Origin of the sequence: Shewanella sp. Pdp11 (assembly GCF_002838165.1) — a bacterium.
Taxonomy (GTDB): domain Bacteria; phylum Pseudomonadota; class Gammaproteobacteria; order Enterobacterales; family Shewanellaceae; genus Shewanella; species Shewanella hafniensis.
This window is the reverse complement of the sequence record NZ_CP015194.1, coordinates 4,670,613-4,691,618: the sequence shown is the minus strand read 5'-3', so window position 1 is coordinate 4,691,618 and position 21,006 is coordinate 4,670,613. Positions and strand designations below refer to the sequence as shown.

18 protein-coding genes are annotated in these 21,006 nt (G+C 44.2%); 8 read left to right on the top strand and 10 right to left on the bottom strand.

What is annotated here, in order from left to right; translation table 11 throughout:
- Positions 1 to 57: 57 nt before the first annotated feature.
- Positions 58 to 1,248: a serine hydrolase domain-containing protein gene (locus tag AYJ58_RS20570; RefSeq protein ID WP_106651533.1), complete on the top strand. Its 1,191-nt coding sequence runs from the start codon at positions 58 to 60 to the stop codon at positions 1,246 to 1,248.
- A 194-nt stretch (positions 1,249 to 1,442) separates the two neighbouring features.
- Here the strand turns inward: AYJ58_RS20570 and AYJ58_RS20565 are convergent, their stop codons facing one another.
- The 3 genes from AYJ58_RS20565 to yjjX all read right to left on the bottom strand — a co-directional run bounded on the left by AYJ58_RS20565 (position 1,443) and on the right by yjjX (position 5,747).
- Positions 1,443 to 3,899: an ankyrin repeat domain-containing protein gene (locus AYJ58_RS20565; protein ID WP_106651532.1), complete on the bottom strand. Its 2,457-nt coding sequence runs from the start codon at positions 3,897 to 3,899 to the stop codon at positions 1,443 to 1,445.
- Positions 3,900 to 4,138: 239 nt separating this feature from the next.
- Positions 4,139 to 5,182, bottom strand: coding sequence for a bifunctional helix-turn-helix transcriptional regulator/GNAT family N-acetyltransferase (locus AYJ58_RS20560; RefSeq protein ID WP_198555542.1), 1,044 nt, complete (start codon positions 5,180 to 5,182; stop codon positions 4,139 to 4,141).
- Between the two features lie 4 nt (positions 5,183 to 5,186).
- Positions 5,187 to 5,747: an inosine/xanthosine triphosphatase gene (yjjX, locus tag AYJ58_RS20555; protein ID WP_106651531.1), complete on the bottom strand. Its 561-nt coding sequence runs from the start codon at positions 5,745 to 5,747 to the stop codon at positions 5,187 to 5,189.
- 244 nt (positions 5,748 to 5,991) lie between these two features.
- On the opposite strand from yjjX, the gene AYJ58_RS20550 reads away from it, so the two are divergent.
- Both AYJ58_RS20550 and AYJ58_RS20545 read left to right on the top strand, forming a co-directional pair.
- Positions 5,992 to 8,556 (top strand): acylase, encoded by a 2,565-nt coding sequence (locus tag AYJ58_RS20550; protein ID WP_106651530.1) that lies wholly within the window; start codon positions 5,992 to 5,994, stop codon positions 8,554 to 8,556.
- 450 nt (positions 8,557 to 9,006) lie between these two features.
- Entirely contained in the window at positions 9,007 to 10,302 is a 1,296-nt protein-coding gene (locus tag AYJ58_RS20545) for an HAAAP family serine/threonine permease (protein WP_106651529.1), read from the top strand.
- Positions 10,303 to 10,410: 108 nt separating this feature from the next.
- On the opposite strand, the gene AYJ58_RS20540 is transcribed toward AYJ58_RS20545, so the two are convergent.
- Complete coding sequence (locus AYJ58_RS20540) at positions 10,411 to 10,854, bottom strand: GNAT family N-acetyltransferase (protein ID WP_106651528.1); 444 nt, start codon at positions 10,852 to 10,854, stop codon at positions 10,411 to 10,413.
- Between the two features lie 212 nt (positions 10,855 to 11,066).
- Here AYJ58_RS20540 and AYJ58_RS20535 point away from each other — a divergent pair, with 212 nt between their 5' ends.
- Complete coding sequence (locus AYJ58_RS20535) at positions 11,067 to 11,363, top strand: hypothetical protein (RefSeq protein ID WP_106651527.1); 297 nt, start codon at positions 11,067 to 11,069, stop codon at positions 11,361 to 11,363.
- Positions 11,364 to 11,570: 207 nt separating this feature from the next.
- On the top strand, positions 11,571 to 12,905 hold the full coding sequence (locus tag AYJ58_RS20530; RefSeq protein ID WP_106651526.1) for a dicarboxylate/amino acid:cation symporter: 1,335 nt from the start codon (positions 11,571 to 11,573) through the stop codon (positions 12,903 to 12,905).
- A 123-nt stretch (positions 12,906 to 13,028) separates the two neighbouring features.
- Here AYJ58_RS20530 and AYJ58_RS20525 read toward each other — a convergent pair whose 3' ends face one another.
- Positions 13,029 to 13,445 carry an META domain-containing protein gene (locus AYJ58_RS20525; RefSeq protein ID WP_106651525.1) on the bottom strand — a complete coding sequence of 139 codons (417 nt, stop codon included), beginning with the start codon at positions 13,443 to 13,445 and terminating at the stop codon, positions 13,029 to 13,031.
- 71 nt (positions 13,446 to 13,516) lie between these two features.
- On the opposite strand from AYJ58_RS20525, the gene AYJ58_RS20520 reads away from it, so the two are divergent.
- The gene (locus AYJ58_RS20520) at positions 13,517 to 13,747 is read left to right on the top strand and encodes a hypothetical protein (RefSeq protein ID WP_106651524.1); all 231 of its coding nucleotides are present in this window, start codon (positions 13,517 to 13,519) and stop codon (positions 13,745 to 13,747) included.
- Between the two features lie 71 nt (positions 13,748 to 13,818).
- Here AYJ58_RS20520 and AYJ58_RS20515 read toward each other — a convergent pair whose 3' ends face one another.
- A complete protein-coding gene (locus AYJ58_RS20515; RefSeq protein ID WP_106651523.1) occupies positions 13,819 to 14,835 on the bottom strand; it encodes a GGDEF domain-containing protein in 1,017 nt (338 codons plus the stop codon).
- Between the two features lie 168 nt (positions 14,836 to 15,003).
- Here AYJ58_RS20515 and AYJ58_RS20510 point away from each other — a divergent pair, with 168 nt between their 5' ends.
- Together AYJ58_RS20510 and AYJ58_RS20505 are read left to right on the top strand one after the other, a co-directional pair.
- Positions 15,004 to 15,546, top strand: coding sequence for a GNAT family N-acetyltransferase (locus AYJ58_RS20510; RefSeq protein ID WP_106651887.1), 543 nt, complete (start codon positions 15,004 to 15,006; stop codon positions 15,544 to 15,546).
- Between the two features lie 80 nt (positions 15,547 to 15,626).
- Entirely contained in the window at positions 15,627 to 15,977 is a 351-nt protein-coding gene (locus AYJ58_RS20505) for a hypothetical protein (protein ID WP_106651522.1), read from the top strand.
- Between the two features lie 38 nt (positions 15,978 to 16,015).
- Here the strand turns inward: AYJ58_RS20505 and AYJ58_RS20500 are convergent, their stop codons facing one another.
- The 4 genes from AYJ58_RS20500 to AYJ58_RS20485 all read right to left on the bottom strand — a co-directional run bounded on the left by AYJ58_RS20500 (position 16,016) and on the right by AYJ58_RS20485 (position 20,507).
- A complete protein-coding gene (locus AYJ58_RS20500) occupies positions 16,016 to 16,420 on the bottom strand; it encodes a GNAT family N-acetyltransferase (RefSeq protein WP_106651521.1) in 405 nt (134 codons plus the stop codon).
- Between the two features lie 495 nt (positions 16,421 to 16,915).
- The gene (locus AYJ58_RS20495) at positions 16,916 to 17,926 is read right to left on the bottom strand and encodes a YiiX/YebB-like N1pC/P60 family cysteine hydrolase (protein ID WP_106651520.1); all 1,011 of its coding nucleotides are present in this window, start codon (positions 17,924 to 17,926) and stop codon (positions 16,916 to 16,918) included.
- Positions 17,927 to 18,051: 125 nt separating this feature from the next.
- Positions 18,052 to 19,371, bottom strand: coding sequence for a hypothetical protein (locus AYJ58_RS20490; RefSeq protein ID WP_106651519.1), 1,320 nt, complete (start codon positions 19,369 to 19,371; stop codon positions 18,052 to 18,054).
- Between the two features lie 128 nt (positions 19,372 to 19,499).
- On the bottom strand, positions 19,500 to 20,507 hold the full coding sequence (locus AYJ58_RS20485) for a PIN domain-containing protein (protein WP_106651518.1): 1,008 nt from the start codon (positions 20,505 to 20,507) through the stop codon (positions 19,500 to 19,502).
- Positions 20,508 to 21,006: the final 499 nt, after the last annotated feature.

Genomic DNA, 21,006 nt, shown 5'->3' with positions numbered 1-21,006 from the left:
TAAGCTTGCTTTTTTCTAGCAGGTAGCATTATTTGTTAATTACGTTAAGGATAACCCATGCGTTTGAGTGTTATCAGTACCCTGTTGACTGGTTTTTTATTATTCCCAAGTGCCAATAGTTTTGGTCTGTTATTAGAAACAGGTGCTGAACAAGAGCAAATCGGGCAAGGCAGTAATTCGATTGCCGTTGAAAGTCAAACCGCATCCTCTGTCTCAAAGTCGGCAGAGATTAAGACCTTAATCCAAGCGGCAATAATGGATTCGCCGCAACCGTTTAGTGGCAGTGTTATCCTGCTTGAGCAGGGCAAGCTGCAGCTTGAACTGCAAAAGGGCGAAGGTATTAATCAAGATTCGCGCTTTGTGATGGCATCGCTCTCTAAACAAATTACCGCAACGCTAGTGTTGCAGGCACTTGATACGGGGAAACTCGATTTAAATCAAACGCTAAATCATTACCTTTTTGGCGATCTTGACGTGGAAGCTAGGGGGCTAAAAGCCACTGAAGCGGCCACAAATACGAGTGTTTTGAACCCCAGTCGTTATGACGTGCGGATTACGCTGCATCAACTGCTGACTCATACATCGGGTGTCGATAAACTGGGTAAGGCCAATCGCTTTGAGCCCGGAAGCCAATTTGAATACTCTAATTTGGGTTATTCACTGCTTGGGCAAGTGCTTGAGAAGGTCAATCACCAATCCTTTGCCGAGCAAGTGGCGCAGTTTGCAACGCGATACCAGCTTAATGGCCTGAGTGCTGAGCTTGGCAGTATTGAGACTATTCGCGCTAAAGTGCCTTTACTCGCCGTAGGTTTACAGGAAAGCGAGGTGATTTCCCCCTCTGACTTAGTGCTTGATGAAGCTTTGTTGCCCGCAGGGGGATTAATTGCTTCAGCGCCAGCTTATGCCGCCTTTCAGCATCTATTACACTCTGGCAAGTTGCTGAGTGCAAAGAGTTATCAACGTATGACTACGGCGTATACCGGGATCCAATTTTTATGGCCGAATATGCGCTATGGCTATGGGGTGAGGCTTAATCAGGATGATGGTCTCGTTGAATACAGCCATACGGGCTATTTATCTGGCTATATGTCGATGACACTGCATTATCCCGAATTTAATTTGGATCTGGTGATGCTGGAAAACCTCTCCTTAAACCTTAACGACCGTAACCGAGTATTTGAACTGCACAATCAGATACGTCAAATCATTCGTAGCCAGTTACTGCGTGCTAAAGCCTCTAATGTTTAAGCCTCTGATATTTAAACCTTAGCTTTCGCCATTATGCTGGCTGATAGGCCGCTAAGTTTGCTGGTGTCAGTCTCCTAAGCGTCACTTTTTGTTAGCGTTAACCTTGAAAGCATAAAGCCCCAAAATTGGGGCTTTATGCTTGGTTCTCGTTGGCAGTTAAGGTGCTAACCGCTACCCAAAGTAGGTGATAACAGTTACCAAAAGCGCTTTCTCAGTGCGGTTTCAATCTCGATATCAACCCTAAAGTACTGCAAAATCGTCCAGACAGAATCGACTAAGGCTTCGGTTAGGGCGGGATAGTCATCCTCGATTAACTTGTTTATCTCATCGACCGTATCATCAATATATTCCTGCACGCTTTCTTCAAACTCCGCTTGGGTGGCCTGATTGCGGAAAAAGCTAAAATCATTCAGTTTTTCAATCAGCAGATCGAGCTGTTCTTCTATGCCTTTAAATTGGGCGACAGTGATATCGGGATCCTTTGCGATAAGTTTAAAGAAGCTCTGCACTTTGGTTTTGAGATCAAACAGCGTTAGGATTTGGTTTTTATCTGAAGCCGCATTACTTACCTCTAATTTGGCCTTTTTAGACACTATATCTGGTTGGCCAGCAGGAGCGTTATCATCTGCCGTCTCGGTTGTCTGCATATTTGATATAGGCTTAGTTTCAGTTTGGACCTGAGCTTGAGTCGGCTGTTGCATTGTTTCGCCATTAATATGTTGCTGTAGGCGACGGCTGAAATAGCTTTCTGGCTCCGCTACTTCGAGTGCTCGCTTAAGCTGAGTTTCACTGTAGGAGGCTATTTGCAGCAGCGCTTCGAAAATTTCCTTATATTCCAGCTCTATAGCCGCGACCAGCGCGCTATTGCCGCGGCAGTTCTCAGTAGTTAAGTTGGCGCCATATTGTTGCAATAGCCTTAAGATCCGCACCGCCGTTGATTCAAAGCGGGGGAACTCGATTGAACTGCCGCCTATCACAGCGCAAAGGGCGGGGGTGGTGTCTTCGGCATTGATGGCATTGGGATTGGCGCCATGTTCGAGTAGCACCTCAACGCAGGACTGTGCGCCGTAGTAACTGGCGCACATGAGTGGCGTAAATTGCTCATCTACTGAGAATTCTTCAATTTTAGCTCCGTGGCGCAGTAAGAGTTCCACGGTATTGCGCCGCATGGGGCCAGAGATTTGATCCCACCAGTAGGTCGAAATCGCCTTGTGTAGAATGGGCGAGTTATCATGGCCGCAATGGGTAAAAATATCCCCGCCTTGGTTAATAAGCCATTCAAGTAGTTGGGTTCGACAGGAGATAGCCGCCGCAGACACATAGTTAGTGTTGTAGATATTGGTGAGGCTTAAATCCAGCCCTTTGGTGAGCAGATATTCCATCACTTGGATAAGTGTTGCTTGATCTTCTTTACCTGAACCACGCTGGCAGAGAGTGAGTAAGGTCGGTTCATCCACCGCACCAAATTTTTTATTGATATCCATGCCATATTGCAGGAACAGATCGAGGAACTCGGGCAGAAAGGTTTTGTTTTCGACCATGGGATAAATCAGTAGTCGTAAGTTCGACCAGACTAACATCTCATAGGCTTTACCCGTATTTACAAATTCGGCATTAGGATTAGCGCCATATTTGAGCAAGAGTTCAAGGGCTTGATAGATGTAACTCCGTTTATTCACATCGGTAAATTTAGCAAGATCAAGATATTGGTTGAGCAAGGGGGAATGGTCGGCCTCGGGCGGAGTCATCCTATAGATGCGATTGATATCGACGGTGGCCTTAATTAGTTTTTCGATAATCCTAAGGTCAAATTCTGAGGTCAATGCCGCATAGACTAAACTTTTAGCGTGGGAGTCGGCTTTGAGCTGCGGATAATGGTCTAGCAGATATTCAGTATATTCTTGTGATTTAGCATAAACACAAAGCTCGAGTAAATTGGCATCGTCCCAGAAGCTACTGTCATTTGCCATAATATAACGGGACTTTTTATATTCAGGAAAGCGTTTTACTAAAGGAGCAAAGGCTTCAACTCCCCAAAATTCGCTCGAGGAAATAATATTTTCAATTAGACTTAATTTACCTATTTCTAATGGGATGTCTTTATTAATGATATGCAGAAATAGTTCTTTACTTCGTTCATCATATAATATTTCTAGCGGGTGGTTTACTTCACCATTGGTCCAGAAACTCACCGGTTTATTGATGTCTAACTTAGCTGCAAGTAGAAGGTCGATCATATCTCTACGTTGATGATCCTGGTAGATATACTGCGGATTAGGATGAAATAGATAGTTGAGCCAGCAATTATTGTATTGATTTTGAAAGTAAAGATTGGCACTAGAGTCTAGGTATAAGGTAACGAGTTCAGAGTTGTTATATTCAATAGCCGAATGCAAGGCACTGAAACCATTACATTCGATTTTAGCGCCTTTACTGAGCAAGTATTTTATAAGCACTAAATCGGACTGAGGACGGCAAGATAGTGGAACTAATATATTGCAGGGCGAAACATTGAGATCAACAAAATTGAGATCTCCACTATCGGCAAGAAATTGATCGACTTTCTTTATTTTAGTCGCGGTCGAAAGTGTGTTATCTAGGCATATTTCCCGAAGTGTGAGTTTCTTATCACTAAAAATCCAACTGAGCATAATGTTCCCTATTTAATGCCGTTAACAAAATGGTATCAAACACCTTTCAATTTATTAAAAATTGATCGAGGTAAAATTGCCATATTTTAATGCAATTAAGTTAAGAAAAACTATGCCCTAAGACTGATAATTTAAATCATCTTGCTGAATAACATTTGCTGATACAAATTGATAATGCCAAACATGCTTAATCATGGCTGTTTGGCATTGTGACTTCTGTTTAAATTTTGCTGTGTATTTTATTGATTAAGTTCTAGCAGCATAGGCATTTCGCAGGCGTCGTGGCCTGTGTTCCCTAGGGGAGCCGACAGATGCACAAAGCCCAATTTCTCATAGAGTTTTACGGCTTCATTTAGTACAGCGGTGGTTTCTAAATAGCAGCTTTGATAACCCGTTTCGCGGGCGAAATCGAGTGCCAACAGCGCTAAACGTTTAGCTAAACCTTTACCGCGAATTTCGGGCATAAAGTACATTTTTTGCAGTTCGCAGACGCCATCATTGTTAGCTAACGGCGCAATACCGGCGCCGCCTAAAATGCGCCCCTCTAATTCAATAACCCAATAGTTGGCGCCCGCTTGGGAATAAATCTGGCTGAGGCAATCTAAGGTCGGGTCGGCCACGCTATAGCCTTTATCCGCAGTTAAGCCGTATTCGGCCGAAACATCGCGGATGACTTTGGCAATTGCGGTATCATCTTGGGCTGTGGCTTGGCGAATGTGGCAGCCACTTTGGTGTTTGGCGTTATGTACGGCTTGGTTATACAACATGAGCGCCTCTTCGATTTGTGAGGTTTGTGCTGGGGTCAGTTGGGCTAAGATTTCTTGAAATAATTGATTTTGCTGAGCGTCTAATTTTAGGAGTAACTTCTTCCCTGCGGGTGTGAGTTGTACCACTAAACAGCGGCTATCCCTTGGATGAATTTGACTCTGGGCAAGATTTTTATCAATCAGATGCTTAATCGCTCGGCTCGCATTGGACTTATCTATGCTGAGTTTGCAGGCCAGCTCTTTGATGGTCAGGGGCTGCTTACCTATCTCAAACAGGGCGTGGGCTTGCACGGGTGATAAGGGGAGATCCCCAAAGGCGGCGTTGAGCATGCCTAAATTTCTCACCAGATAGCGAGATAAATGCCTAAGTTGGGCGGATGAGCCTGACTCCGCCGTTTGCTTAGCGTGAGTCATAGGCATAACTGGAGTCGATGGTGCGTCTGTTTGAGCCATAGTCGAATGGGTTTGGTTGCATGTCACAACTAAGTTAGCGGGCTTCAACTGCGCTTGCAACATGTTACTAACAATTCTGTACGTAAATATCGGGATTTAATAGCGGCGCCATGGCGAGAATAATCGCTTGGGTATAATTGCTTTCACGGGTGGCGTGGCCGTGGGTGAGCAGGCCTATGGCACCGCCTTTTTGTTTAATATTGATAGTATTGAACAATCTATCCATCACATGTCCGAGTTCTTCACCCGCTTCTAATGCCCGATAAACCTGCATTGGCAGAGGTAAAATTGCGCTGCGGCCAATGGCAAGCTGATCTTTATGCCCAATGGCGATATAGGCGAATGTGGCTGGGCCAAAGTCGAAACAATCGACACCGCCTTCCATCGCAAAATAGTAGTCGGCCTGAGTATCTTGTTGATCCTGCTGTTGACAATAGCACACCCGATTAATCGCCCCTTGGCGAGTGTCTTTATCTGTCATTGGCTGCGCCGCAACACCTGAAGGCGCATCCATACCACTGGCTTCTATTATGCTGTCGGGGAACAGTTGTGCCATGGCGTTAGTTGCCGCGTTGATTTTTACCGGGTTTTTAGAACCCACTGTTATCTTGATAATGTTTTGTTGCATATAAGTTATTTAATTCGGCTTTTAATGTAGACGCTCGTTTGAATCATTGCTTAAATGGTATGAGGTGTCTAAGTGTTTGGGTTTTCTATTCTGCCACAGTCGTCGGCGAAGCTCAGTAAAAAGCCAACAGTAGGGGAGGCAATAGCCAGCCTTAGGGACTAGGAAGCGACATATGTCTATTGCTCTTTCAGTAATGGAGGCAGGGATAGGCAATTGAAGGAACCAAAACCAAGAGATAATAATAATGAAATTCAACAAACTCGTGATCGCTATGGGGATGGCCTGCGGTGTAATACTCGTTGGCTGTAACGATAGCGAAGATAGCACTACGCCCACCGAACCCGAAACTCAACTGCAAGCTTTTGCCCCCAACGGTTTACTCAAAGCCAATATTCGCCGCACCACCTACGGCGTGCCGCATATCCAAGCCGATAACTTAGAAAGCTTAGGTTTTGGTAGTGGTTATGCGCAGGCGCAAGATAATTTATGCGTGTTAGCCGATGGCTTTATTAAGGCTAACTCGCAGCGTTCCATGTACTTTGGCCCCCATGCGTCGATTGACTTCACTACGGGCCAACCCACAGCGGAAGATAACGGTAACCTTATCTCAGATTTTGCCTACAAAGCGTTAAAGATTAGAGCGCAAGCCGAAGAAAAATGGCCACAGTTTAGTGAAAACTCTCGGGCACTTATCCAAGGTTTTACCTCTGGTTATAACCAATATCTGGCCGATGTTGAAGCGGGTACACAAACGGCAGAACCTTTCTGTAGCGGTCAGCCTTGGGTGAAACCCATAGTGCCAGAGGATGTGGTAACTTATCTGTTTTCAATAGCTTTGTTACCGGGCGCCGCCAACTTCCTCGATTTGATTTTTTACGCGAACCCAGGAGATGCGCAGGAATATATGCCACGTATCCTAGGGCCAGCGCCAAGCCAAGACCAAACGGTATTTGTGGCCGATATGCAGTCTAAGTTGATTGCCCGCGCGGCTCGCATCACCACGCCAGAGACTAACCCCCGTGGACTCGGCTCTAACGGTTGGGGTTTAGGTAAGGATAAAACCGAGAACGGTAAAGGTATGGTGCTCGGCAATCCGCATTTTCCGCATACGGGTAACCTGCGTTTTTGGCAGTCCCATATTACGATCCCTGGACATTTAGACATGATGGGCGGCTCGTTAGTGGGTATGCCCGGGCCGATTAATATCGGTTTTAACAAAGATTTAGCTTGGACTCATACCTTCTCAACCGCCGAACATTTTGTGATGTATAACTTAGAGTTAGTCTCGGGCGATCGGATGCAATATCTGTTCGATGGCAAACCTATGCCGATCACTAAAGAGACGGTATCGATTCTAGTGAATGCAGGTCCTGCGGGCATGTTAGTGGCCGAGAAGGATATTTACACCACGGCAAAAGGCCCTATGGTCGAAGCGCCGCCCGCTTTAGCGCCTTTTGGTTGGGATGATGGCAGTGCCTTTATGCTCCAAGATGCCAATATGGGCAATATGGACCCCGTTGACCATTGGTTAGCGATGGACATGGCGACCAATAAAGAGGAGTTCCAACAGGCCTTTAAGGACTACGACGGCGTTATCTTCAATAACACTATGTACGCCGACAAAGAGGGCAATGCTTTCTACATCGACGACTCGACAGTCCCGGGATTGTCTGAATCGGCAGTGGTGTTGTTAAAAACCTCACCGGATATTAAAGCGGCTAAGGCTAAGGCCGGATTTACGATTTTACCCGGTAACACATCGTTGTTTAGTTTTGATGGCCCAACACCCTATGAGCGTGCGCCCAAGCTTGAGCGCAGCGACTTTGTGCAAAACTCCAATGACTCATTCTGGTCGACCAACTTGAACGAGCCGCTGACTTACTTCTCGCCTATGTATGGTCCAGAAGCTGGGCAGTTGTCGCTGCGAACGCGTATGGGCTTGAGCTTAATGCAAGATGCGGCTGGGGCAGATGGCAAGTTTAGCTTAGAAGAACTCGAAGCGGCTGTGTTGTCCAATCGCAGTTATCTTGCTGAGTTAGTGCTGCCAGATTTGATTGCCCAGTGTGAGGCCCAAGGCAGCACGCCTGTGGTAGTGTCGGCGAGTTTATCTAAGGATGTCACTTCGGCGTGCGCGGCGTTAAAAGCGTGGAATGGTAAGCAAGATAACGACAGCAAAGGCGGCGCTTTACTGCGTGAGTTTGCCCACCAATTCAGCCAAACGACCATGTTGACCCAAGGATTCGATCCCGCCAATGCGGCGACGACACCTAAAAGCTTGACTACAGATGGCAGCGCCTTAGTGGCCTTGGCCCATAGTGCACTGAATCTTGAGGCGGCGGGGTTTGCCTTAGATGCGCCATTGGGTGAGGTGCAATTTGTGGAGAAATCGCTGCCGGATGGTACGCCAAGCGGGTCGCGTTTACCTTGGCCGGGTAGCCACAATGCCGAGGGTGGATTCAACGTGTTCTCGACCAGTCTGTCGGGTGACGACACTTTGATCCCGCAGCACAAGTACGCAGCTGTGATGGACGTGGTTACAGGCAAGGCGATGAGTTCTGGCTTAACGGCGAAGGGATACCAAGTGCGTTATGGGTCGAGCTGGATGATGGCGGTGAACTTTACTGACGAAGGGCCAGTGGCGCGGGGAATTTTAACTTACTCTGAGTCGAGTAATATCCTAACGCCAGCGTTTGCCGATCAAAGTATCTTGTACTCAAGCGAGAAAAGTTTCCGTCCGTTGTTGTTCAAAGAGGCCGATATAGCGCCAGCCGTGGTGTCGACCACTGAGCTCACGTTACAGAAACCTTAAGTCTGATTTTGCGTTAATCGTTAACGGCTCACTCCGGCGTTGGTTCCGCAGTGAGCCGTTTTTTATACGCGTTTACAACTGATAGCGACTTGTAAAAATTTAACATTAGCGGATGTGATCTTGATCGACTCTAGTTATCGATATGCGGTACTGGATCATGTTTTGCTGATTTTTGTGATCTATCTCCGAATTGGTGTTTTTCTCGGCGCTTATGCTATGTCACTGGCTTTGGTTTGAGGTGAAAATATTGTGTCGTTAAGCGGTTTTTTATGTGTGTTTTTTGCTGCTGTATTGAAAATTTATTACATCAAATCAGCGATCTAGATCTCAATATCAGTTTATTATGAAATTCCCTTACATAAAGCCGTGTCAGATCAACTTTTATGAGCTTTTTTTGGTTATCCTTAGCGCGAATTTATTATGCTAGTCACACCGTAAGGTAACTTTTATATGCAAAAAGATGCGACCAGTGTTCTTGGAACACCTCAAAGCACACAGAGTTTAGATTCAACGAAACACTTACCTTGGACTCGCCAAGATACGACTTGGATGTTGAGTTTATTCGGCACTGCCGTAGGCGCTGGAATTTTATTTTTACCCATCAATGCGGGCATGGGCGGCTTTTGGCCTTTGGTATTAATGGCGGCAATTATCGGTCCTATGACCTATCTTGCCCACCGCGGTTTATCTCGTTTTGTTTGTTCATCAAGCATTCCCGGTAGCGACATTACCCAAGTCGTAGAAGAGCATTTTGGTGTTGGCGCAGGTAAGGCCATTACCGTACTGTATTTCTTTGCTATCTATCCGATTGTATTAATTTACGGTGTGGGTATTACTAACACTGTTGATAGCTTTATCGTCAACCAATTAGGTATGGCCTCGCCACCACGCTTCATTTTATCGGGTGTATTGATCCTCGGTATGATGGCTGTGATGGTTGCGGGTGAAAAGTTCATGCTGAAAGTGACACAATTACTGGTGTATCCGCTGGTGGGTATTTTGGCTTTTATGTCTATCTACCTGATCCCAGAATGGAAAATGGATGCTTTACAAGTTGTGCCAGAGGCGGGTGCATTTTTAGGCACAGTGTGGTTAACGATTCCTGTGCTCGTGTTCGCCTTTAACCATTCTCCTGCGATTTCACAGTTCTCTGTGTCACTAAAACGTGATCATGGCGCCAATGCTTCTCGCAAAGCTGATGTTATTTTACGTAATACTTCCATGATGTTAGTGGGCTTTGTGATGTTGTTTGTGTTTTCTTGTGTGCTGTCATTATCGCCAGCACAATTGGCCGAAGCGAAAGCTCAGAATCTACCGATTTTGTCTTATCTCGCCAACGTGCATTCAAGTGGTTTTGTGAGCTACTTTGGTCCATTAATTGCCTTTATCGCGATTGTGTCCTCTTTCTTTGGCCATTACATGGGCGCGACAGAAGGCATGAAGGGGATTATTGTTAAGCAGTTAGACACGAATAAAAAAGGCATTTCAGAGCAAAAAATCAACAAATTTATTCTGGTGTTTATGTTTGTGACGATTTGGGCCGTGGCAATCAAAAACCCAAGTATTTTGAATATGATTGAAGCTTTAGGTGGCCCAATTATCGCGGCTATCCTGTACTTGATGCCTATGTACGCTGTATACAAAGTGCCAGCATTAAAAGCGCACCGTGGTCGCATCAGCAATATCTTCGTGGTTATAGCGGGTTTATTGGCAATGACGGCTATTCTGTTTGGTTTCTTTCGTTAAGTTTTAATCTAGTAGGAACGCGGTTTGAATGTGAATCGTGAGTCGTAAAAAGAAAAGGATCGTGCCATTGGCCCGATCCTTTTTTATTACGTATAACATTTGAATCGCTTATTTTTCTTCGTACATTAAGTAGTAACTCTGCTTCATCCCTAACGCTTGATAGGTCTGCTGTGCGGCGAGGTTTTCTTGCTCTACATATAAACGGAAGCTGGCGGCACCACCATTGGCTTCGGCCAGTTGTTTGACTTCGCTGTAGAGTTTGGCATAGATGCCTTGGCGACGATTTTTCGGGCGAATATACACACTCTGGATCCAGTAATAATCCTTCGCACGCCAATCGCTCCATTCAAATGTCACCATCAGCGAGCCGACTATCTCACCTTCAAGTTCGGCGACAAGGTAAAAGCCTTTTTGCGGACTTTCAAGTAGCGTGCCTACGCCGCGGGTCAGTGTTGCTTCATCTAAGGCTAAGCCTTCAGTTTCTTGGGCCATCGCCTGATTAAATTGGACTAAGGCACTGAGGTCCTGAGCTTTAGCTTTACGGATCAACATACAACAACTCCTAGGCGGTTATTGAGTAATACCGCTCTTGTTTAGTGAACAACCATTTTGTGGCTCACTTTAGCATGGAACATTGTGGGATAACGAGTTCGGCAGTGGCAGGTTTGGCACTGATATTATTTGTTGTTGCGGATTTTTGTACGACTAAAGTCTTATCTGCTAGGCTTATCTCTAGTACCCTTTTTGAACTAAGTGAGCTAATGATGGGATTCGTTAAGTCGACACGCCGCTATAAGCTTAAGGTTTTACCTGCCTTTGAGCTTGGTGCTGATGAGAAAATTAATCATCGTTTACACTTTGTATTCACTTTATTGAGCTTTGGTTTATGGGGATTAGTTTGGTGGTGGTTGATCTTGAAAGCTAAGGGTAAGTCTGACTTTATTTTCAGTGGTTTTGATGACGATTACTGGAGTTATTTGATTGAACGTGAGCAACCGCCAGCAGCGCTTTATCGTCAGCAAATTGCACCCGTTATGGTGACAGTCTATTTTGATGCTTAATATAAAGGTTAAGTATGCAGTCGCGTTGGTCGATGTCGTTGGCATATTTGGCTGGTTTTACGGCGGTTGGCATCAACGTGATACAGATCATCCTTAGATTTTTGCCCGTTATGCTAGACTCTGCGCTCAGCTAATTTGGGGAATAAATTAGTGCCAGCCAAGGATAGGCATTCGCCCGTTCTTCATTTCAAATTCAAGGTTATTAACATGTCAAAACAAACGTCATCAATGTTAGGCCGTACATGGTCCTACTGGATGTCAGTGCCCCTGTGGCTACAAATTCTAGTCGGTATGGTGCTCGGAATTACGGTTGGCGTAGTATTAGGTGAGCAAGCGACGGTGTTAAAACCGATTGGAACCTTATTCGTCAATATTATTAAGATGTTGATTGTGCCGTTAGTGTTTTGTTCACTGATCGTGGGTGTGACTTCGATGGAAGACACTGCCAAGATGGGTCGGATTGGTTTTAAGTCTTTTACTTTCTATCTTTGTACTACGGCAATTGCTATCAGTATTGGATTGGCCGTTGGATATGTTATCCAGCCAGGTGCGGGTCTTGATTTACCCTTACCCTCAGGTGTTTCTGATGTAGCGAAGGAAGTGCCTTCGGTAATGCAGACTCTGATTGATATAGTCCCAACCAACCCTATCGCGGCGTTAGCTAACGGTCAGATCTTGCAAGTTATCGTTTTTGCGGTTGCCTTAGGGATTGCCTTAGTGTTGATCGGTGACCATGGAAAACCAGCGATTAAAGTGTTCGAGAGTCTTGCTGAAGCCATGTACAAGTTAACCGATATGGTGATGAAGCTGGCGCCCTATGGTGTATTTGGATTGATGGCTTGGGTGGCGGGAGCATACGGGATTGAAATGTTACTCCCTCTGCTTAAGGTTATTGTTGCCGTCTACGTTGGCTGCATTATTCACGTATTAGGCTTCTACAGTATTGTTTTGAGTATGTTTTCTAAGCTGAATCCTTTACATTTTTTCAAGGGGATCAGTAATGCAATGGCTGTGGCATTTACTACCTCTAGTTCAGCGGGTACCTTACCTGCGAGCATGAAATGCGCCAGCGAATACTTAGGTGTGAACAAGAAAATTTCCAGTTTTGTATTGCCGCTGGGTACAACCATTAACATGGATGGCACCGCTTTATATCAAGGCGTGACGGCTCTTTTTGTCGCCCAAGCTTTTGGTATTGACTTAACTTGGGTAGATTACCTCACCATCATTTTAACGGCGACCTTAGCCTCAATTGGTACGGCGGGCGTACCAGGCGCGGGTTTGGTGATGTTGACGTTAGTATTATCGACAGTCGGTTTACCCTTGGAAGGCGTGGCGTTAATTGCTGGGATTGACCGGATTTTGGATATGGCACGCACGGTAGTTAACGTATCCGGTGACTTAGTGGCGACAACTGTGATTGCTAAATCTGAGGATGAATTGGATATGGAGCACTACAATGCCGATATGGTGCAAAGTGCCGTGCTAGCCGAGCAGAATATCGCCCTCGAAACCGCGGCTGAGCAAAGCGCTAAAGTCTAGTCGTCTTTGGTTGCTGGTTGTAGAACGAAAAAACCGCCAATGGCGGTTTTTTTATGCGAGTCAATTGTACTTTGCTGAAGCTTATCTCGTTGAGTTTACTTCAGTTAGCTTACTTCACAGGGCTTACTTCAATTGACTCAAGACTAGCACTGGCTTGCCGTCGCTGTTAAGTAGCGTCAGGCGACCTTGCACTAACTTAGCTTTGGCCACTAATGGCATTGCTTGCATGACTTTGTGCTCTTGCTGCATTAGCGCATCGACACAGGCTTTCATTGTGCTACCAGCAGGAGATAGCTTAAGCTCTTGGCCTTGCTGGGTATATTGACCGAAAAAGTTATTACAGCTGTTGTTGCCGTGTAATTTGCCTTCGGCCTCAAAGGTGATTTGCGCTGGGCTGTAATCGATAGTCGGTTGGCCTTGAACCATCTCAATGTGCCAGCTGCCCTCTAATGGAATGGTCTCATTTTGGGCGACATCGGTACTTTGGCAGGCGGTGAGTCCCAACAGTAGCGCACCTAAGATGAATGTTTGTTTTAACATCGTTACGGTTCCTTTTTCCATGGTTATGGCCATAGTGTGACAAGTTTTATCAAAGATCTAAAGAGGTTTATATGTCGGACTCATTTAAAAGTACTATGAATTTGTTGAAGTTTTTACATTGGTTAGGCGTATTGATGCTAGTTTGTGGACTTGGGTTCTATATGTTGACTCAATGGAGTCTAGAGATAAGCGGCATGTTACTGATCTCAAGCCTGATTGGCTTAGGATTGGTCCTGATGTCACCCTATCCCGTGGTGCTGTTTATCCAATGGGCGAAGCGCCAGGATGAGCAATCCAAGTGATTTTGTACTGCCTCAAATTAAATCTATATTTCAGTTAAGCCTAAAATTGATTACATCACAGCTTGATTAACTTAAAGCGCCGCCGAATCTGCGGCGGGATTATCGTATAAGCTTGAGTCTATGGCGGGCTTAATTGGCGAGTCTTCAATCTCAGGCATGGCTGGGCGCATAGAATCGAGTTTACCCCGCGCGAGTTCCATCATGGGCGCGAGTTTGGCGCTGGATTCCGGGGTGAAAAAACTGTAGCTCGCATCGAGTCTAAGTCGATGATTTTGCTGTTCAAGCAGTTTTTCAACCCGCTTCATAATATGTTGAATATCCCGTTCACCATCCACAAAGGCCAGTACCACAAATTGCGTGGTGTTGTAGTGGGCGGCTACGTCGGCGGTCCGTATCGTATCTTGAATTAACTTACCCAACAGCCTGTGATGATTATCCTCAAGCGGGACTGGCGCGTTATCCGGACTCAATAATTCAAAGAAGATTATGCCTGCATGGGCACCAAAGCGACGACCTAAATTGAGCTGTCTTGGCGCCATCATCAAAAAACCATAATGATTGAGCATGCCGGTTTCTTGATCGCGCATCGAAAGGGATTCAATGCGATGGTTCTGGCACAGCAGAGATAATTCCTGTTGCAGCAATATCTGGAACGGTTCGAGCATAGCGGCATTGGCTAGCGGCTCTGCCATATGTGGGTTGAGTACGCACAGGGCGCCAAATTGGCTGCCATCGGGCCAAGCGATTGGGCGCGAGAGAATGTGCTGAATGCCATCGAAATCCCGTGGTAAATCATCCAACATAAAACTGCCAAGGTTGTGATATAAGCCATCGGGTTGGCTATTTTGGATTTGTTGGAAAAGTTCGAACTCAGCGGGGTACAAAGTACCCGCTGTAAATTGTGGTGTTTCAGTGATTGCACTGACAATGATCTCAAATCTGGCGCTGGTCTTTTGGAATATAAAAACCGTGTTAGCGTTGTAATAGCTTTTGATTAGCTCACATTGGTGCATCCAGCGAGTGAGATTCACTTGCTGATTGTCGCTATCAAGTAAACTCAGGTTGGGATTGATGGTCTCGGGCAACATACAAACGCCTAACTAGGGCTAGATATCCATTAAGTTTGGGAAATAAAAGGGGATTTAGCAAATCAAGGCACTAAATAGCACCTTGTTCTAGCTGTGCCTACTAAGCCAACCGAGTATACTGACGGCCTTAAATTGGGCCTAAAGCCAACATTATGCTGTGAGAACACTGTGAAGATTAGATTAGCCTTACCCCAAGATGTTGATTTATTAGCGATGCTAGAGAAAAAACATCTCAATGACGAATTAGCCTCCGCCAATATGGGACTGCAAGGGCAAGCTTTTTCCCACAGTGAATTGAGCGAATTAGTGCAGCATCATTGGGTCGTAGTGGCGCAGGTTGAGCAGCAGATCGTCGGTTATGTGATTGCCGGCCGTTGGGGATTTTTCGAACATTGGCCCATTTACCGCACTTTGTTGAATCGTTTGGGGCAACTCGATTGGGATGGGCCAAAATTAACTAAGACTAACTCTTGCCAATACGGGCCGATTTGGGTGCAGCAAGCCTACCGTGGGCAAGGGATTTTTGAGGCGTTAGTCAGTGAAATTCGTCGCCAAGTTGCTCCGCATTTTAGCTATATGTTGACCTTTATTGCCGAAGATAATGAACGTTCCTTTGCCGCCCACTCGGGAAAAGCGCACATGCAGGTGGTGGATTTTTTCACTGTGTCGGCGCGGGATTACTATTTAATGGCGGCAAAGACCCAAGTTTAGTTGTTCGATGATAGACATTAAGGATTCAATCTCTACTGCGTAAATAACCCGAGTTCAGGTTAAATAACGGAGATAAATACATGAAAGTACAATTTGTTGAGTCACTCTTAACGGCCTATGCTGAAGTCAATTTATCGGCTTGGGACAACTTGAGATTGGTCTTATCTGAGTGCGCTCACCATGGGTGTGAGGCGAGGGGATTTGAAGTCGAGTTTGTTTCCGATTCAGGGCAAGCGCAGCATTATTGGGTCGAAGTAGGGGATATTTGGCTCGATTGTGGCCGAACCAATGCCTATTCTGCGACGATAACGCGACTGACGGATGCGCAAGTCAGCCGCGCGAATACAAAAAAGGCGCTAGAGTGCGCCATTTTATCCCAAGAGCAGATTGGTCTACTGTGCATGCAAAACGCCCATTTCGACCATTGCTGAGTGTGTTAATTCAGTCTGTTTCTCAATCGCTTTTTTGATCAATACTTCTTCATCAGAAAGATGCGCTGAGGGTCAGTGGTGACTGTGCCTATAATCTCAAATCCTTGTTTTTCATAAAACACAGGTGCTTGAATCGATAAGGTATCCACTTGAGCTACCAAGCAACCCCGTTGTTTCGCCTCAGCTTCAGCAAGCGCCATGAGTTTGCACCCAAGCCCTGTGCCTCTGGTTTGATCATCAACCCAGACAACATTGATTAAGAAGTTTTTATAGATAGTCCGGCCACCCACACCACCAATCAACTTGCCAGTTTCATCACGTGCTATGACAGTCAAAGGCACTGATTTCTCAGGTCCTAACAGCCCAGCATTAAATTGCCTAACGCCGTCTACTAGCGCATCCACAATCGCGTTATTTTCTTCATGAATAACTTCAAATTTCACTTAAATTTCTTCCTTAAAAATATTTTTTTGCTTTTAAATCATATAGCAACTATCAGTAAACTCAATGTTGGACAGAAATGTGTTGGAAAGTCGTGTCGGGGGAACTGTCACTTTAGTTGTTAGCAGTTTAGCGTTTGCTGATATCCACTCACACAGGCTTGCCATGGCATTCGCTCGTCAGTCCTTGGATGCTCAACCGCCCCGTCCATGGGGCGGACGGTCGTCTCGCTATCACCATGGCTCACTTTTTTGGTATTAGCGGAACCTGTGGATTGAAAAGATTGCACAACATACTTTGGGACAAAAGTGTGATAGACCCTTTGCTCAAACTCGTCAGTTTCGGATTAAGATTTCTATGGAGATAACGCCCCAATCACGGCCAGCGGAGTGGAGCAATATTTGTGGTATAAAGGAGCGTAGCGACACCACAAAATATTGCGTAACGTAGCTGGCTCCGAGTGCATTGGATTGTTAGACCCGAACAATAACACTTGGTTACAACGCGTCCGTTTTTGCATATGTATTAAGCAGTAATTTTGCTGAAAGAACTCTTTTATGTTGGTTCAAACTTAACTGGCTATACAATTCGTTAAGCAACCGGAACGTTTCGCGAGGGTACACGCGATTGGCCTTGCTATAACCGCGTGCGTTAGCTTCCCAATGGGCAAAAGCCCCATTTTCATCGTCTCTCGACGTGTCGAGACAATACTGTATAAGCTCTTTAGGATCAGTAAGTGAGTGGTAAAACTGAGTAATCAATGTTTGATCATACCGCCAAGGAAAGCGTGATAGCTCCACTTTCCAATGATCGAGATATCCAGAAGTACGGAACGCGTTAGCAATTGAATGATCTAAATCTTCCCGCCGAATTACCAAACTATCTATATCATTAATGCTTTCGACATTAGGGTCTAATGCTCGTATGGCCATAAGCAAATTGTTAGTTTTTTCTCGCATTCCTTCGGTTGTATCACCTACCAGCTTTATTGTTTTGACTTCATTGTCTGAAACCACAACCCATGGATTCTCGACGTGCATCAATAGCTCAGAGTTCTTTAGATCATTCGGAGTGCAGTAATCAGGATTATTCACCAACATGATTCCTGCAGATGCATAGGCTCTAGCTACCATTCGTGAACAGAATTGCTTAATCCCTCCTTTTCCAGCGATTTCCGGTGCTATTGATTTTGCAGCCTCTATTTTTGTATAAGATGTTCCTGTAGAGGCTCTTGCATAATTTACAATACTATCTGCTTGAACCTGTGAAAGAGGTATTTTTAGTCTCAAAATGTAGATCGCACATTCATCATCGTATAGGAGCTTCTGTATATTCCTTGCTTGCACACCTTCTTCCGTCGAATCAATGACAGACCCATAGGCAACACAAATCATAGCGTGAGATATATCACTGCGAGTTACTTTACGGATAAACCCACTGTCTTTCCCGGAAGTGGTCGTGAGAACAACATCGCCTTTCATCAGAATATCAGTATTAATTCTTTTCATAACGTTCCCAAAGGTTTAACGCCGCATTAAGGAGTGAGCAACGCAATACCGAAGCCGACGTAAACCACCTTAATCACTTAAACTAACGCTTAGTAAAAATGCTACGCGTGGCCTATCCTTATTTGTTATATTTTACAAGTGTACCCAGCTATTGCCGGAATACGAAATAGCTCTCGACTTTTTGCTTTCTCAAGCCAAGGAAAAGCATTGTTAGTACCGTAAATGTCCATTAGCTCAAGCGCCAAATCATCATAGTTTAGGAAGAATAAACTCATAACCAAGTTATCAAAAAAATTGGTTTTGTCAGCCAAATGCATAAAACTCTCCCATAAGCTATCAATACCACCCTTGAGGTATACTGTGGACTCTTCTAGCTCTCGCTCATATGTGCGAACATATGTTTCAGAAAATATCTTATCTTTTGCGAAGTAGAATAATGCTTTTAACCCTGCTAAGGTTTCAGCAGTCAAATAACCGCATAAGTTTGCCCAAAATTTCTTTTTAATCTCAGCATCACGTTTTAGCGACTCAAAAATATTATCTGTATCTACTTCAAATAAACCCTTGTCATGTCTAATCAGTATTTCAGGGTTAAGCTGCATCCAGAAATCTAGGAACCAAATTAAAAGATATTCATCAACTCCTCTTAAAGGTAGCCGATTATCGATTTTAAACGAAAGTTCATAATTGGACTTGATCAGGTCTATTGCTTTAGTAAGGTCATTACTAGTTAATGAGAATTTCTCTCGGATTACCAGCTTGGTTTCTTTGAATTCATCAAGTTTCCATGATGATAGTTTTGGTAGTTCATCTGCCAATAAAAACAGTTGATGTCTCGAAAGCTTTTTTGTACATGAACCTAATGAATATTCCTCGATGAGAAATTCAATTAAGTACAGCAAATTATCTAGTTCTTTTTCTAAAGTGCCAAACTTATCTTTTAGAACGATAAAATTAATAAGGGCAACATCAGTTAAGTGCTTCTGGCTCTCGTTGTCGATTGGATATCTGAATGTTTGTCCTGTAGAATCAACGTCAGCAATATCGAGGATAGTTGGTTGGATCCGATCATTTATTACTTTATATCGTTGATCTATATTTTCAGATTCTTCTTTGAAAAATGACCATATATTGCCGATATCATGAGACCCAGCCAAGTCAAATTTTAGTTGAATACCTTTCCATTCAGCAATAATTTTAAGATCTTCAATAGCTCCCTTTAACCTTAGTTCAACAGAATGTCGCATGTTAAAACATACGGGATAAACCATATCATCGACACTCAAATGAAAATCTCTAGAGCTAAGCACTTGATCAATTATGAGGTTTGCAGCTTTAGAAAAACCTATCGCGTACTCGACATAGCTTGGTGAACCGTTATTCCCGACACAAGCATTAGCCCAAGTCGGCTCACCACCACAAAATGTAGAATTTCTTTTTTTCATTCACCGAACACCAAGTAAAATATAACGCCCGCCTCAACTGCCGGAGGCTACTGGCGGCTTCTGTGCGGGGTTTTGCACAAAAGGTGTCAGTGGCCGGAGGTCAGATTGCAGGCGCTTGTTAACTTTTTCTACGTATCAAGCATATCCCAATCATCACCTAGTACCCATCGAAGTGCGGATAGCTTGCCATTTAACATTCCCCATTCGAAATCATCCCAAGGGCCTGTATCATCATATTTGTCGGTTACGCGTTGCGCCGCCTTTACCGCTCCAGCCCAAATACTCTCATGTATCACATCATTACCATATCTTTCCGTACCATCTGGAACAATTTCTATATTCCCATTTTCAATATGGTACGCACGATTACAATGACGGTTAAACCAAATTTTATCCACAAACTCATCCATTGCATTGAGAATTTCACTGAGTCCACGCGTTTCCTCTGTGAAGTCATACTCAAACTGAACTTCATCTAGAAATTCATCATCAATTAGAGAGATTGCAGAAGCAACATTATTGCAGTAATGCACATTATCCTTTTTAAAAATTTCCGAAAAGTCTTCATGTGGTTGGCGATGGTCTTTTGAAGAAAAATCATTGTGATTATGAGTTATAAAAATAAATACATTCTCTTCTGAATCGTTGTCAGAAATATACTCAGAAAAAAGCTCTATGATTATAGCGTCTGCTACAGAGTTCTTGCTTATATGAAAAGGTGCCTTTTTATCTAAAGCTCTCTGGACGGATGAAAGTTTAGCTCTATCTGAAACAGGATAATTCACCGACTCTTTGATTAATTTTTCAACTCTAGCAATAGTTCCGTAATTAGCTTCGGACAACAGTGGTAGACGCGTATTCACATCATTTAATATTTCAATGGCCTTATCCTTGTCATCTCCACCGAACTCATTAATCACACTCTTTACTTGCTTAAACTCTTGAGAAAGGCGTTTTCTAGTCTTCTCTGCAACATCATCTTTGTTTCTGTCATATTCATCAATAACCAAGTCAGGGATAACTAAAGTGACTTCGCCACAATTTACTAAACTTTCCAAAGCCGCAACAATCGGTAAATCATTTTTCCTTGTCGATATATCTAGTAACACACAAGTATCAAGCATTAAATAATGCATTTATTCTTCCTAAATAGAGCAGAGTTGAAAAGTTGCGCCAAAGTTAACATTTTATTCGTGCGCATGCGCGTTTACCTCGTTGGACCAGTGAAAATGCGCACGGTTAACTACTTGTATGCAAAGAACTTATCAGCTTTCAGCCAAATACACCATCTGGGAAAACGCGCATGCGCGTTTTCTAAACCTATTAACTAAAACTCAGCCACTATAGTTAATTGATTTTATAGCATTTTATTTTTTGTAAATGGAGTTAATTCGCACTGATTTTGTCTGAAAATCATACCAAAACACCTAAATTTAAATACGACTGTATACCTACTCCACCATGTTCAGAGAAGAGCCATACCCATACATTGTTAGCCGATTTCTGGTAAGGCCAAACATAGTAAATAGATAAGAATTTGTATGGCAGCAGGAGTGAGAACTTTCGATTGAGCTAACGAGCCGAAACACGGAATGGGGCAATAGCTTTTTAGCTAAACGAACAGCAGAAGTGTTA

Bases quoted from the DNA above. Each gene is read 5' to 3' on its own strand.
- AYJ58_RS20570 (WP_106651533.1), top strand. From the start codon at position 58: ATGCGTTTGAGTGTTATCAGTACCCTGTTGACTGGTTTTTTATTATTC.
- AYJ58_RS20565 (WP_106651532.1), bottom strand. From the start codon at position 3,899: ATGCTCAGTTGGATTTTTAGTGATAAGAAACTCACACTTCGGGAAATA.
- AYJ58_RS20560 (WP_198555542.1), bottom strand. From the start codon at position 5,182: ATGTTGCAAGCGCAGTTGAAGCCCGCTAACTTAGTTGTGACATGCAAC.
- yjjX (WP_106651531.1), bottom strand. From the start codon at position 5,747: ATGCAACAAAACATTATCAAGATAACAGTGGGTTCTAAAAACCCGGTA.
- AYJ58_RS20550 (WP_106651530.1), top strand. From the start codon at position 5,992: ATGAAATTCAACAAACTCGTGATCGCTATGGGGATGGCCTGCGGTGTA.
- AYJ58_RS20545 (WP_106651529.1), top strand. From the start codon at position 9,007: ATGCAAAAAGATGCGACCAGTGTTCTTGGAACACCTCAAAGCACACAG.
- AYJ58_RS20540 (WP_106651528.1), bottom strand. From the start codon at position 10,854: ATGTTGATCCGTAAAGCTAAAGCTCAGGACCTCAGTGCCTTAGTCCAA.
- AYJ58_RS20535 (WP_106651527.1), top strand. From the start codon at position 11,067: ATGGGATTCGTTAAGTCGACACGCCGCTATAAGCTTAAGGTTTTACCT.
- AYJ58_RS20530 (WP_106651526.1), top strand. From the start codon at position 11,571: ATGTCAAAACAAACGTCATCAATGTTAGGCCGTACATGGTCCTACTGG.
- AYJ58_RS20525 (WP_106651525.1), bottom strand. From the start codon at position 13,445: ATGTTAAAACAAACATTCATCTTAGGTGCGCTACTGTTGGGACTCACC.
- AYJ58_RS20520 (WP_106651524.1), top strand. From the start codon at position 13,517: ATGTCGGACTCATTTAAAAGTACTATGAATTTGTTGAAGTTTTTACAT.
- AYJ58_RS20515 (WP_106651523.1), bottom strand. From the start codon at position 14,835: ATGTTGCCCGAGACCATCAATCCCAACCTGAGTTTACTTGATAGCGAC.
- AYJ58_RS20505 (WP_106651522.1), top strand. From the start codon at position 15,627: ATGAAAGTACAATTTGTTGAGTCACTCTTAACGGCCTATGCTGAAGTC.
- AYJ58_RS20495 (WP_106651520.1), bottom strand. From the start codon at position 17,926: ATGAAAAGAATTAATACTGATATTCTGATGAAAGGCGATGTTGTTCTC.
- AYJ58_RS20490 (WP_106651519.1), bottom strand. From the start codon at position 19,371: ATGAAAAAAAGAAATTCTACATTTTGTGGTGGTGAGCCGACTTGGGCT.
- AYJ58_RS20485 (WP_106651518.1), bottom strand. From the start codon at position 20,507: ATGCATTATTTAATGCTTGATACTTGTGTGTTACTAGATATATCGACA.